The sequence below is a fragment of the Martinezella lusitana genome, from assembly GCF_010668395.1.
GTDB lineage: Bacteria > Pseudomonadota > Alphaproteobacteria > Rhizobiales > Rhizobiaceae > Rhizobium > Rhizobium lusitanum_A.
The window spans coordinates 105,825-118,812 of the sequence record NZ_WUEY01000001.1 but is presented as its reverse complement, the minus strand read 5'-3'; the positions used below and the strand labels follow the sequence as shown (position 1 = coordinate 118,812).

The 12,988-nt window shown below is 60.8% G+C and carries 10 protein-coding genes; 6 read left to right on the top strand and 4 right to left on the bottom strand.

What is annotated here, in order from left to right:
* Positions 1–192 precede the first annotated feature (192 nt).
* Together GR212_RS00595 and purD are read right to left on the bottom strand one after the other, a co-directional pair.
* Positions 193–621 (bottom strand): plant virulence effector HPE1-like domain-containing protein, encoded by a 429-nt coding sequence (locus GR212_RS00595; protein WP_163984529.1) that lies wholly within the window; start codon positions 619–621, stop codon positions 193–195.
* 112 nt (positions 622–733) lie between these two features.
* Complete coding sequence (gene purD / locus GR212_RS00590; protein WP_163984528.1) at positions 734–2,002, bottom strand: phosphoribosylamine--glycine ligase; 1,269 nt, start codon at positions 2,000–2,002, stop codon at positions 734–736.
* A 243-nt stretch (positions 2,003–2,245) separates the two neighbouring features.
* Between purD and GR212_RS00585 the strand changes: the two genes are divergently transcribed.
* Complete coding sequence (locus GR212_RS00585) at positions 2,246–4,555, top strand: Tex family protein (RefSeq protein ID WP_163984527.1); 2,310 nt, start codon at positions 2,246–2,248, stop codon at positions 4,553–4,555.
* 145 nt (positions 4,556–4,700) lie between these two features.
* Positions 4,701–5,960 carry an SAM-dependent methyltransferase gene (locus GR212_RS00580; RefSeq protein ID WP_163984526.1) on the top strand — a complete coding sequence of 420 codons (1,260 nt, stop codon included), beginning with the start codon at positions 4,701–4,703 and terminating at the stop codon, positions 5,958–5,960.
* 88 nt (positions 5,961–6,048) lie between these two features.
* Here GR212_RS00580 and GR212_RS00575 read toward each other — a convergent pair whose 3' ends face one another.
* Positions 6,049–6,483, bottom strand: a complete 435-nt coding sequence (locus GR212_RS00575) for a hypothetical protein (protein ID WP_163984525.1) — start codon at positions 6,481–6,483, stop codon at positions 6,049–6,051.
* Between the two features lie 271 nt (positions 6,484–6,754).
* On the opposite strand from GR212_RS00575, the gene GR212_RS00570 reads away from it, so the two are divergent.
* The 3 genes from GR212_RS00570 to GR212_RS00560 all read left to right on the top strand — a co-directional run bounded on the left by GR212_RS00570 (position 6,755) and on the right by GR212_RS00560 (position 9,201).
* Positions 6,755–7,564, top strand: a complete 810-nt coding sequence (locus GR212_RS00570; RefSeq protein WP_163984524.1) for a MipA/OmpV family protein — start codon at positions 6,755–6,757, stop codon at positions 7,562–7,564.
* Between the two features lie 177 nt (positions 7,565–7,741).
* The gene (gene ubiA / locus GR212_RS00565) at positions 7,742–8,704 is read left to right on the top strand and encodes a 4-hydroxybenzoate octaprenyltransferase (protein WP_163984523.1); all 963 of its coding nucleotides are present in this window, start codon (positions 7,742–7,744) and stop codon (positions 8,702–8,704) included.
* 41 nt (positions 8,705–8,745) lie between these two features.
* Complete coding sequence (locus GR212_RS00560) at positions 8,746–9,201, top strand: GNAT family N-acetyltransferase (RefSeq protein WP_163984522.1); 456 nt, start codon at positions 8,746–8,748, stop codon at positions 9,199–9,201.
* Positions 9,202–9,270: 69 nt separating this feature from the next.
* On the opposite strand, the gene GR212_RS00555 is transcribed toward GR212_RS00560, so the two are convergent.
* Entirely contained in the window at positions 9,271–9,837 is a 567-nt protein-coding gene (locus GR212_RS00555; RefSeq protein WP_163984521.1) for a DUF6101 family protein, read from the bottom strand.
* A 319-nt stretch (positions 9,838–10,156) separates the two neighbouring features.
* Here GR212_RS00555 and GR212_RS00550 point away from each other — a divergent pair, with 319 nt between their 5' ends.
* On the top strand, positions 10,157–12,664 hold the full coding sequence (locus GR212_RS00550) for a DUF1217 domain-containing protein (RefSeq protein WP_163984520.1): 2,508 nt from the start codon (positions 10,157–10,159) through the stop codon (positions 12,662–12,664).
* Positions 12,665–12,988: the final 324 nt, after the last annotated feature.

Here is a 12,988-nt window from a genome sequence, read left to right as displayed (position 1 = left end):
CCGCAGATATGGCCTATCCGCGTCTGCAATATTCGTTTCTGTAAGCGGCGGACTTCAGGAATTGCGGGAGTGATCTGTGGCTAATTTAGATATACTGTATCAATTAAAATATACTTAAAGACAAGATAACCTGTGCCCTTCGCTCGATGAGCGAAAGGCTGTTTCCATACAAGAGAGGTGAAGCGCCTGCCGCTATTGGCGAAGCTGGAAGCTGGAGGTATCGAGCGGTGCAGGCTCGTGGGCTTCGGGGAGGTTCGACAAGGCTGCGGTCTTCGCCGTGATGTCTATGCCATCGACGGGCTCGCCGGCCGCTGACAGGGCCTCCGGCGTCGGCTTGCTGACGAACATGACGGGGGAGCCGCCCATCCAGGCTTCCGTCCGCACGACCCTCTTTTCGCCGTCGATACTGCGCACGACGATGGATTGCGTGCCCGGCGTCAATGTCGGCACGGTATATTCCTTTTCCGCCAGCTTGGGCTTCAGGGGCGGGCAGTCGGCGCATGACTTGTCGACGATGCTGCCCTTGCCGGCGATCATCGTGCCATCCACGGGCTGGATCGACGAGGCCATGGCAGAGTTGCCGGCCAGTACGCATGCCAAGGTCAGAAGGAAGGAACGCATAACAAACAACTCCGTCTATGGTGACGAAGACATTAGCGGGCCTTTATTTCCATCCCGTCAGGAGATTAGGTAAAAATTTAATGGACTTTCGATCGCGGATCCGCCGCGATGTTTACGTCTCGCGCTCGACCGCACGCCAGCCGATGTCGTTGCGATAGAAGCCGTTCTCCCATTTCACCTCGCCGGCAAGGGCATAGGCGCGTTCTTTTGCTTCGCCCACCGTCTTGCCGGTCGCCGTGACATTCAGCACGCGTCCGCCGGTCGCAACCAGCGCGCCGTCCTTCAAGGCTGTGCCGGCATGAAACACCTTGGCGCCTTCGCTGTCTGCCGGGAGCGCCGTGATCGGCGTGTTCTTGGCATAGGAGCCGGGATAGCCTTTCGAGGCCATGACGACGGTCAGCGCCGGATCGTCGCTCCATTCGGCCGTCACCTGGTCCAGCGTGCCGTTGGCGCAGGCAAGGAGCAGCGGCAGCAGGTCGCTCTTCAGCCGCATCATCAGCACCTGGCATTCGGGGTCGCCGAAGCGGACATTGTATTCGATCAGTTCAGGCCCCTTGGCGGTGATCATCAGCCCGGCGAAGAAGACGCCGGAGAAGGGGTGGCCGCTTTCCGCCATGCCGCGCATCGTCGGCTCGATGATCTCCCTCATGGTGCGCTCGACCATTTCGGGCGTCATCACGGGGGCAGGGGAATAGGCGCCCATCCCGCCTGTATTCGGTCCGGTATCGCCATCGCCGACGCGCTTGTGGTCCTGCGCGGTCGCAAGCGCCAGCGCATGCTTGCCGTCGCAAAGGCAGAAGAAGCTGGCCTCTTCGCCGTCCAGATAGGCTTCGATCACCACTTCCGCGCCGGCTTCGCCGAACGCGCCTTCGAAGCAATCATCGATCGCTGCAAGCGCCTCATCGACCGTCATGGCGACGGTGACGCCCTTGCCCGCCGCAAGACCATCGGCCTTCACGACGATCGGCGCGCCTTGAGCGCGGACATAGGCTTTCGCCTTCGGTGCGTTGTTGAAGCGCTGGTACGCTCCGGTCGGAATATCGTAGCGGGCGCAGATGTCCTTGGTGAAGCCCTTCGATCCTTCCAGCTGGGCCGCCGCCGCAGAGGGGCCGAAGACGGCAATGCCCGCGGCGCGCAGCTTATCGGCAATGCCGACAACCAGCGGCGCTTCCGGGCCGACCACGACGAAGTCGATGGCTTTTTCCTTGCAGAAAGCGACGACGGCGTCGTGATTGTCGACATCGAGAGCGACGAGCGTCGCATGCTCGGCAATGCCGGGATTGCCCGGCGCCGCGTAGAGTTCGGTCATCAGTGGCGATTGCGCCAGTTTCCAGGCCAGCGCATGCTCGCGTCCGCCCGATCCGATCAACAGAACTCTCATGGCTTGCCCTTTCGTTGCATCCTTTTGCGCGGTTAAGGGGGGTTGAGCCAAAGGTCAAGCGGCAAATCCTGTGGAGGCGGAGCCTGCAACATTGCCATGCCTTTTTATGTCGCTAAAGCGGAGGCGGCTCTGCCGTCATGCCATCTCCCCGCCCGGATTGGCGTGTTCCGTGCCGAAAACGCTTCTTATGTCCGCGGGATCATGCTTATGGTCCCCTCACGATTGTCCAGTTCAGAGAGACACATGGCCGCTGATATTCGTTCCCTTGCCGCAACCATCGCCGCCGAGATCAACTCCCGCCCGGATCAGGCCAAGGCCGCCATCGAGCTGCTGGACGAGGGGGCGACGGTGCCCTTCATCGCCCGTTACCGCAAGGAAGTGACCGGCGGTCTCGACGACACGCAGCTCCGGACGCTATCGGAGCGCCTCGTCTATCTGCGTGAACTGGAGGCTCGCCGGGCTGCAATCATCGAATCCATCACCGGCCAGGGCAAGATGACCGATGAGCTGATGGGCAAGGTCGCGACCGTTGCCACCAAGGCCGAGCTGGAAGATCTTTATCTGCCCTACAAACCCAAGCGCCGCACCCGCGCCGAGATCGCCCGGGAGCGCGGCCTTGGTCCGCTGGCCGACACCATCCTCGCCGATCGTTCCAAGGAGCCCTCCGCTCTCGCCGAAGGCTTCCTCACCGCCGATGTGCCCGACGTGAAAACGGCGCTGGAAGGCGCGCGCGATATCATCGCCGAAGGGATTGCCGAAAATGCCGACCTGCTCGGCAAGCTGCGCGGCTACATGAAGACGAACGCCACGCTGAAGGCCGCCGTCGTGGACGGCAAGCAGGAGGCGGGCGCCAAGTTCTCGGATTATTTTGCCCATCAGGAACGCTGGGCGACGGCTCCGGGCCATCGTGCGCTCGCCATGCTGCGTGGCTGGAACGAAGAGGTGCTGACGCTGAACATCGAGGTCGATGCCGACGCCGTCTCGCCAAACAAGCCGGTCGAGCGCATGGTCACCGCGGCCTATGACATCGGCGCGAGCCGCCCCGGCGACCGCTGGCTGACGGAGGTTGCGAGCTGGACCTGGCGCGTGAAGCTCTCCATGTCGCTGTCGCTCGACCTGATGCGTGAACTGCGCGAGAGGGCGGAAGAAGAGGCGATCCACGTCTTCGCCCGCAATCTGAAGGATCTGCTGCTGGCCGCGCCGGCGGGATCGCGCGCCACCATGGGCCTCGATCCGGGCATCCGCACCGGCGTCAAGGTTGCTGTCGTCGATGGCACGGGAAAGCTCCTGGAAACGACGACGGTCTATCCCTTCCCGCCCAGGAACGACGTGCGCGGCACGCAGGCGACCTTGGCGGCACTGGTCCGCAAGCACAAGGTCGAGCTGATCTCCATCGGCAACGGCACGGGCAGCCGCGAAACCGAGAAGCTGGTGGCCGACATGCTGGCCGAGCTGCCGGCACCGAAGCCGACAAAGGTGATCGTCTCCGAAGCAGGCGCCTCCGTCTATTCCGCCTCGGAAACGGCGGCACTGGAATTCCCCGGTCTCGACGTCTCGCTCCGTGGCGCCGTCTCCATCGCCCGCCGCCTGCAGGATCCGCTGGCCGAACTGGTGAAGATCGAGCCGAAGTCGATCGGCGTCGGCCAGTATCAGCACGATGTCGATCAGCAGAAACTCTCCCGCTCGCTGGACGCGGTCGTCGAGGATGCGGTGAATGCCGTCGGCGTCGATCTCAATACGGCCTCGTCGCCGCTGCTGGCCCGCGTCTCCGGGCTTGGCCCGTCGATCGCCGATGCGATCGTCAAGCACCGCGACGGCGAAGGCCCGTTCGCGACACGGCGCGACCTGCTGAAGGTCGCCCGCCTCGGCCAGCGCACCTTCGAGCAATGCGCCGGCTTCCTGCGTATTCCGAACGGCAAGGAGCCGCTCGACGCGTCCTCCGTGCATCCCGAAGCCTACGGTGTCGCCAAGAAGATCGTCGCGGCCTGCGGGCGCGACCTGCGCGCGCTGATGGGCGATACGGCAATGCTGAAGGCCGTCGATCCCAGGCAGTTCATCGACGAGAAATTCGGTCTGCCGACCGTGCGGGATATCCTCGCCGAACTGGAAAAGCCGGGGCGAGATCCGCGCCCGAGCTTCAAGACGGCAACCTTCGCGGAAGGCGTCAACGAGATCGGCGACCTCAAGCCCGGGATGCTGCTGGAAGGCACCGTGACCAATGTCGCGGCCTTCGGGGCTTTCGTCGATATTGGCGTCCATCAGGACGGTTTGGTGCATGTTTCCCAGCTCGCGGATCGCTTCGTCAAGGATCCGCACGAGGTCGTGAAGGCTGGCGACGTCGTCAAGGTCAAGGTCGTGGAAGTGGACGTGAAGCGCAAGCGAATCGCCCTCTCGATGCGCAAAGATGGCAGCACTGTGGCGGCCGCATCCGGGCGCGAGTCGCGCGAGCAGGGTGGTGCGCGCAACGCTGGCGTTAAGGGAAATGCCCCGCCGAAGGCCGAGCAGCGGGGTAGTTTTGGTGCTGCTCTGGCCGATGCACTCAAACGAAAATAAGGACTTAGCGGAACTTTATGCAAGAATGTCACACTCTGGCAGAGTTGTTGCCAGAGTGCCAATGACTGAGGAAAGGTGAGCTTGCCACAAGGCTCTGAGGCGCTAAAGTCTGCCTTAATGTCATGTCATAACATTCGGGGCGTCCATGGCGTCGACACTTTTTCCTCTCGTCAAGAAAATCATCCGTAAAGGTTCACTCAAGCTTACGCTCGCATCCGGCGAGACCCATGTGGTCGGCGACGGAACCGGCGAGACGGTGGCTGTCCGCTTTGCCGATCAGCAGGCGGAAGATGCCGTCGCGCGGGATCCGACGCTCAAGCTCGGTGAAATGTACATGGAGGGCCGCTTCATCCTGGAGCAGGGGGATATCTACGAATTCCTCTCGCTGGTGAAGCAGAATACCACCAATGAGATTTTCGATTTCCGCATGGCGGCGCTGCTGATCGGCCGCATCGCCTGGCAGCAGATCAAGAGCCGCTCGCCGATCAACCGCAACAAATACAATGTTGCGCACCACTACGACCTGTCGGCGAAGCTCTTCGATCTCTTCCTCGATGAGGACTGGCAGTATTCCTGCGCCTACTTCAACCCGCCCGGCATCAGCCTGTACGATGCGCAGGTGGCCAAGAAGCGCCACATCGCCGCAAAGCTGCTGGTCGAGCCTGGGCAGAGAGTGCTGGAAATCGGCTCCGGCTGGGGCGGCATGGCCATGTATCTCGCCGAAGCCTATCCCGGCCTCGACGTCACCGGCATCACCCTCAGCGAAGAACAGCTCAAGGTCTCGCGGGAGCGGGCCGCCAAGCGCGGCCTGTCCGATCGCGTCCGTTTCGAGCTGCAGGACTATCGCTACATGACCGGCAGGAAGTTCGACCGCATCGTCTCCGTCGGCATGTTCGAGCATGTCGGCATCGGCGATTACGGCAAGTTCTTCCACAAGGTTTCGGAGCTGCTCGACGACAACGGCGTCATGCTGCTGCATTCCATCGCCCGTCCGAAGCCGAGCTACGCTACCAACGCCTTCATCGAGAAGTATATTTTTCCGGGCGGATACATCCCCTCGATCGGCGAGACCACGCCGCCGCTGGAAAAGGCTGGCTTGCTCACCAGGGACGTCGAAACCCTGCCGATGCATTACGCCTACACGCTGCGGCACTGGCGCAACCGTTTCGTGGCGCGAAAGGCCGATGCCGTCGCGCTCTACGACGAGAAGTTCTTCCGCATGTGGGAGTTCTATCTTGCCGGTTCCGAAATGGGCTTCCGCTGGGACGAACTGTTCATCATGCAGCTCCAGATCACCAAGAACCAGTTCGCCGTGCCGGACAACCGCAACTACATCGCCGAGCGCGAAGCGAAGCTGAAGGAGTTCGAGGCAGGGCGCGCGCCTCTGGAGAAGGTGACGTTCTAAGCCTCGCTCTTATCGTCGTTTGACAACGCCGGACCGTGGAAGCCCATGGTCCGGCGTTTCCGTTCATGCTCTGCCGTGCGGCCGCAGGCTATTTTCCGACGTGGACGATGAATGTGCCGTCCTGCACGGTGCCGTCGGTGTGCAGCCCCGTCAGACGTATGGTGAATTGATCGGTGCCGGCGAAACCGGGGTTCGGCGTGTAGAAGATATTGTTTCCCTGAACCGTCTTGCCCGTACACAGATAGGCTGTGCTGTCCTTCGAAAATTTGGCGACGACGGGACCATGCTCGATATCGACCTTGCCATGCGCAGGCGGCTTGACGACCCCCGTATAGGGGAACCCGGCAAAGGTGCAGTCCTGTTTCACAAGAGATGCGCTGGTAATCTTGGTTTTCTTGCCTGGCGCAATGCGGCCGGAAAACTGGCTTTGCTTGGCTCCGCCGAGCGGGGCGCTGACGCAGCCGGAAAGCGCCAGGCCGGCGCCAAGGATCAGACCTAAGGACATCAGGGATATGGTCTTCATTCGGTTCTCTTTTTGAAAATCGGGGGCTGCGAAAATGGCGGATGAAGGTAGGTCCGCGCCATTACCTGTGATTGAGTAACCTAACCGGCCATGAAATCACCGCGACAGATTGGCGCATCTCCAACGGCGTTTACCGGTGCAACCTGAATTTGACGTTCTTATCGGATTCAGCGTCTTTTGGTTAAGAGAGCGGTAACGCGATCCGCATAGTTTGAGCCAACTCTAGGGCCGCGTGAATGGCCCTTTGTATTGCGTATCATGGAGTTGCATTGTGTTTGCAAAGTCGCGTCTCTTCTTCACCGCCGGTCTTCTTGTCGCCTCCGCCAGCGTGGCCTCTGCCGGGGACGGCCAGTATTTCTGGTCGGGCAACTGGTATCTAAGCGTCGGTGCGGCCGGTTTCTCCGCGCCGAAGTTCGAAGGCGGCAAGCACAACAAGCTGCAATGGTCGCCGCTGGTCTCCATCGGCCGGCAGGGTCCCGGTCCGCGCTTTTCTTCGCGCAACGACAATCCGTCCTTCGCCTTGATCGAGAGCGATGCCTTCCGCATCGGTATCGTCGGCAAGTTCGTGCCGAGCCGCGACAGCAGCGATGGCCACGAGCTGAAGGGCCTGAAGAAGGTCAAGTGGGGTGCCGAAGCCGGTGGTTTTGCCGAGGCCTATCCGACGGACTGGCTGCGCGCCCGCGTCGAACTGCGCCAGGGCATTCGCGCCCATAGCGGCATCGTCGCCGATGCCGCCGTCGATGCCTTTACCGATATCACCCCTGAGCTGCGCCTGTCCGGCGGCCCGCGCATGACGATGGCCAGCAACGACTATTTCAACACCTATTACGGCGTCAATGCGCGCGAATCGGCAGCCTCCGGCCTCAGCCGCTACAATCCGGGCGGCGGCATCAAATCCGTCGGCGTCGGCGGCGCACTGACCTGGAAGGCATCGGAGAACTGGACCACGAGCACCTTCCTGGAATATACGCGGCTCACCGGTCCCGCCGCCGACAGCAGCCTGGTGCGCGAGCGTGGCGACCGCAATCAGCTCCTGATCGGCGTTTCCGCCAGCTACAAGTTCAATTTCACGATGAACTGAGAAATGAGCGGGGCCAGAGCATGATGCCGAAAAGCGCTTGAGCGGCTTTCGGACGACATCATGCTCTAATTCCTTGATTTTAGGGCGGATTCAGATTTTGGGCCGTTTCGGCCCAAAATCATCCGACTCCAAGCCCGCCGCTTGACCTTCCCCGCCGGATGTCACTACTACTCGCCTATGCAAAAGACAGGCGACATCAATGGGCGCGTCGCTGACGCGCCGTCCGGCAACTGGGTCTATCGCGTCCTGCCACCGACGCTGTGGCCATATGCTCAGCTCGCGCGCTGGGACAGGCCGATCGGCTGGCAGCTCCTGATGTGGCCATGCTTCTGGTCGGTCGCGCTTGCGGCCAATGCCTCCGTCGCCATGGGCCGAGGCTCGCCGGGCTTCGTGGTGATCTACCATCTCGTCCTTTATTTCGTCGGCGCGGTCGCCATGCGCGGCGCCGGCTGCACCTATAACGATCTGGTCGACCACGATATCGACATGTCCGTGGCGCGCACGCGTTCGCGCCCCCTGCCGTCCGGCCGCGTGACGCGCAAGCAGGCCAAGATATTCATCGCGCTCCAGGCTCTGGTCGGTCTCCTGGTCCTGCTGCAGTTCAACTGGTTCGCCGTCGTCCTCGGTGTCCTGTCTCTCGCCATCGTCGCGCTCTATCCCTTTGCAAAGCGCTTTACCGACTGGCCGCAGTTCTTCCTCGGGCTTGCCTTTTCCTGGGGTGCCCTGATGGGCTGGGCCGGGCTCTTCGGCAGCCTGTCGCTCGCCTCGATCGTGCTCTATCTCGCCGCCATCCTCTGGACCATCGGTTACGACACGATCTACGCGCATCAGGACAAGGAAGACGATGAGCTGATCGGCGTGCGTTCGACCGCCCGGCTTTTCGGCGACCAGACACGCCTCTGGCTGATCGGGCTTTATGGCGCGACGCTGCTTTTGATGCTGGTGTCCTTCGCGCTCGCCGGAACGAGCTGGCTCGCTTATGTCGGCCTGATCGTCGCCGGCGGCATGTTTGCCTATCAGATCGCCGTGCTCGACATCAACGATGGCGAGCAGTGCCTTGCTTTGTTCAAGTCGAACAACCGGGTCGGGTTGATTATCTTCGCCGGTCTCTTCCTGTCGTTCCTGTTCCTCGTTCCGTAAGGGGAGGAGGCGTCGCAGGACGCGGTTCTCAGGGAGACCTCATGACCTGTGAAATCCGCCGGGCATCCGAGGCCGACGCCGAAGCAATCAGCGCCGTTATTCTCTCGGCACTCCGCGAGACCAACGCCCGGGACTATTCCGCCGATATCATCGCGCGCGTTGCCGAAAGTTTCGGTCCTGCGGCCGTGCGCAAGCTCCTGGACAGCCGCACGGTCTTCGTGGCGGTCGATGGCGGACACATCGTCGGTACGGCCAGTCTCGACGGAGCCGTCGTGCGTATGGTGTTCGTCGCTCCCGCCGCGCAAAGGCGCGGCATCGGCGCCCGCCTCATGGCGGCAATCGAGCAGGCGGCTATCGCGGGTGGCATTGCCATTTTATCCGTGCCGTCGTCCATCACCGCCCAGGCCTTCTACGAGGCGCTCGGTTTCAATGGTGTCGGCGACAGCTTTCACGGCGACGAGCGAACGATCATCATGCAGCGTTCGCTGAAATCATAAAATCCGGCCGCAGGAGCGCATCTCCCGCGGCCGGTTCTTGAAGATATTCGGTTTCTGAACCGCTATGGCTCAATGCCGCGCGATGATCTCGCGGCCTGCGATCTTCATCTTCACGCCAAGCTTGCCGGTAGAGCGGCGCACGAGGAAGCGTGGACGGCGGTCGGCGAAATAGGAGTGGCGGCGACGCGGCTGGCTGTCCTGCGAGCGGACGCCGCCGAGATGCTCTTCGAGCGGGCGGGCGACGCCGTCGGCCTCGATCATCAGCATGGGGATGCGGAAGGCTTCCGACCAGGAGCGCCAGTCGGCGGCGATGTCGCTCAGGTCGTGAGCGACGAGGAGGGGGATGCAGAGATCCGGATCGGAGTGATGCAGCTCCAGAGTGACGGTCACTTCGCCGTCGCCATGGTCGATGGCACGGGCGGCAACGCCCTGGAAAGCCCGTTTCGGCAAGGCGACGGACAGCGGCAGGCCGCTGGACGGCAGGATCTTGCGCAGCACCGCGCCGCGCTCGTCGATCGTAATGGTGACATCACCTACAGCACCTCGCATGGCGTAGCTGACCTGTTGCGGAAAGCGCGCCGGATCGAGCCGCAGTGTGGTTCCAGCCCAATCGGGCTTAAGGACGGTATTTGTCATCGATTTCTCTACCCTTGCTTTACCTGAGAGCCCGTTGTTCCGGTCTTCTCTCGGAGAACTTTTGTCCTCTCGTTGTTGGGCAGATTAGGCGCCGTCCCTTCCAGACAGCTTAAAAATCGAGGTTAAGAAAACTTTGCGTCCTCAAATGGTTAGCAAAGTCGCTTGCATCAGGGTTTCCATAAAGTGAATGCAGGGCAGGGTGGTGCCTCAATATAGTACACGCATAGGGAGAGTCCATGTAAGTCTCGGGTAAGGTTTGTATGGAATAATAACGAATAGATTCGCCCCCCTTTATTAGAGATCTATTGGGATTCTGCTGATGATTTCCACCTATCTTGGTTATACGGTCGCAACCAGGGACATGGCGACCTCGCTCAATCAGGTGGCCTCACAGGCGCAGAACAAGCGTGCGATCGACTATTACAATGCCAATATCGGCAAAGTAACCAATGTCGACGACTTCCTGAATGACTATCAGCTATACAGTTACGCCATGGAAGCCTACGGGCTTTCGGACATGACCTATGCCAAGGCCTTTATGAAACAGGTCCTGACCAGCGACCTCAGCGACTCCAGCAGTTTTGCCAATAAACTCACCGATCCGCGCTACAAGGAGTTCGCTGCTGCGTTCAATTTCGGTGCGGGTACGTCCAATACGGCACAAACCGGCGCGCAGGAAGACGATCTCATCGGGCTCTATCAGCAGTCGTTTACGAATGAGGAGACGGCTGCGGCGACCGAGACAAGTTACTACAGCCAGAATATCAGTTCCGTGAAGTCGGTCGATGATCTCCTCGGCAACACGCGCCTGCGCAACTATGTGCTGCAGGCCTATGGCATCGATCCGACCTATGCGTCGAACTCCATCCTCAAGCAGATGCTGACGAGCGATCCGAACGATCCCAACAGCTATGTCAACCAGAACGGCAGCGCTGCCGACAAGGCGCTGGTGGCGGAATTCAATTTCAATGCCGACGGCACGGTCAAGACATCGACGCCGGACAGCGACACGGCCTATTACGAGGCCAATATCGGCAAGATCACCTCGGTCGATCAGCTCACGTCCGATCCGCAGCTGTTCCAGTACGTGAAGACGGCCTACAATATCCCGTCCTACATCACCGCCGACCAGTTCGATGCCTCGGCAAAGGATGCGGGCACCGCGAGTTCGAACGGGTTGACCGCCGTCATGGCCCAGTTCAACTTCCAGAGCGACGGCACCGTTGCGTCGGGCTCGCAGGCGCAGACGTCGGGCCAGATGAGCGACACGACCTCGGCCTATGCCGCCAACTATCCCGGCGGTCCGCAGACCCTCGGCCAGCAGGCCGACGTGATGAGCGCCTACAATTCGACGGTCCCCTCGTTCATCACGAGCGTCGGCGCGAGCGACAACGATCTCTACTACAAGAACCACATCGGCTCCATCACGTCCGCCGACCAGCTGACCTCGGACCCGCGCCTTTTCGATTACATCAAGACGGCCTACGGCATCGACCCGACGACGCCTGCCATCGTCTTCAAGAACGCTTTCGGTGATCCGACGACCGCCGCCATCTTCGGGCTGACGAATGTCGTTTCGCAGTTCAATTTCCAATCGGACGGTACGCTTGCCGCCGGCCAGACGGCGCAGTCCCAGGACGAGATAGACGCGGCCTCGAAGACCTATATGAGCAATTACCAGTCGTCGCAGTCGACGCTGACGACCGATGCGGTCAACAACTACAAGAATCGCCTCGCCGACGTGAAGACCATCAAGGATTTCATGGCGAGCAACACGGCCGACAGCAGCACCACCAACGACAGCATGCCGGAACTTTATCAGATGGCGTTGCGCGCCTATGGTATCGGACCGAACGAGGTCACGAAGAGCCAGCTCACCAAGATCCTCGAAAGCGATCCGTACGACCCGAAGAGCTATGTCAGCTCGCTCAAGGATTCCCGCTTCACCGACCTTGCCAAGGCGTTCAACTTCGACAGCAGCGGCAATCTCAAAGCTCCGGTCCAGTCCCTGTCGCAGACACAGATCAACAGCTATATCTCGCAATACTCCAGCCGCAGCACCACCGGCCTGACGGGCGCGGAACTCACCAAGGCAACCAGCGATGCCAAGGATGCCGGCACTTACTTCGCGACCAACATCGCCAACGTGACCAGCGTCACGGATCTGCTGGCCGACAGCAAGCTCACGAATTTCATCCTGACGGCCAATGGCATCGATCCGAAAAGCGTCGATACCGCGACCTTGAAGAAGGCCTTCGCGTCCGATCCCTCCGATCCGAAGAGCTTCATCAATACGGACGACGGCGCCAAGTTCAAAAGCATCGTCGAAGCCTTCAATTTCGGTACCGATGGGAATCTCACCGACAGCAAGCTCGGCACGGCACAGAACCAGGGCACGCTCGCCGCGACCAATGACCTCTATCTGCACCAGACGCTGGAAGATCAGGAAGGGCAGACCAATCCGGGCGTACGTCTGGCGCTCTACTTCCAGCGCAAGGCGCCCGATATCAACTCGGTCTACGATATCATGGGCGACGCGGCGCTTTATGAGGTGATTACGACCACCTACAATCTGCCGAGCTCGATCTCCAACATGGATGTCGATACCCAGGCGAAGATGCTGAGCAATTTCGTCAATGTCAGCGACTTGCAGGATCCGGACAAGGTCAACAAGCTGCTGCAGCGATTCTCGGCGATGTACGATATGGAGAACAACACGACCTCCTCGACATCGCCCGCGCTTGCGATTCTCACGGGCTCTTCCTCTGGAGTCGGCATCAGTGGCGACACGCTGCTTTCCATCGCGCAGCTGTCCTCGTCGACGTAACGAGCGTCCTAAAAAATTTGCCTCGTGTCCCTGTCGAGCTTCTGCGCGGCGGGACGCCCGTATGTGACTGGTTTTTCGGGGTTTTCGGGAAAATTCTGATGCATCGGACGGGCGCGGAATGGCTGCTTTCCATAACGGCAGGAAGGAACTTATTAACCATCCTTGCCCTATTCGATTTGAGAAGCCATCGGCAATATCAATGACTGGGTTGCAGGTCTCATGCGTCTTTCCCGAACGACACTTTCCAATGCCTCGCAAGGCGTCCAGCCGGAGGGCGATCTCGACCCCGAGCAGGCAGCCGAAGAGGCCCGCCGGGCCGAGCAG

Excerpts from the sequence above, each read along its gene's own strand:
- GR212_RS00595 (WP_163984529.1), bottom strand. The coding sequence starts at position 621 with ATGCGTTCCTTCCTTCTGACCTTGGCATGCGTACTGGCCGGCAACTCT.
- purD (WP_163984528.1), bottom strand. The coding sequence starts at position 2,002 with ATGAGAGTTCTGTTGATCGGATCGGGCGGACGCGAGCATGCGCTGGCC.
- GR212_RS00585 (WP_163984527.1), top strand. The coding sequence starts at position 2,246 with ATGGCCGCTGATATTCGTTCCCTTGCCGCAACCATCGCCGCCGAGATC.
- GR212_RS00580 (WP_163984526.1), top strand. The coding sequence starts at position 4,701 with ATGGCGTCGACACTTTTTCCTCTCGTCAAGAAAATCATCCGTAAAGGT.
- GR212_RS00575 (WP_163984525.1), bottom strand. The coding sequence starts at position 6,483 with ATGAAGACCATATCCCTGATGTCCTTAGGTCTGATCCTTGGCGCCGGC.
- ubiA (WP_163984523.1), top strand. The coding sequence starts at position 7,742 with ATGCAAAAGACAGGCGACATCAATGGGCGCGTCGCTGACGCGCCGTCC.
- GR212_RS00560 (WP_163984522.1), top strand. The coding sequence starts at position 8,746 with ATGACCTGTGAAATCCGCCGGGCATCCGAGGCCGACGCCGAAGCAATC.
- GR212_RS00555 (WP_163984521.1), bottom strand. The coding sequence starts at position 9,837 with ATGACAAATACCGTCCTTAAGCCCGATTGGGCTGGAACCACACTGCGG.
- GR212_RS00550 (WP_163984520.1), top strand. The coding sequence starts at position 10,157 with ATGATTTCCACCTATCTTGGTTATACGGTCGCAACCAGGGACATGGCG.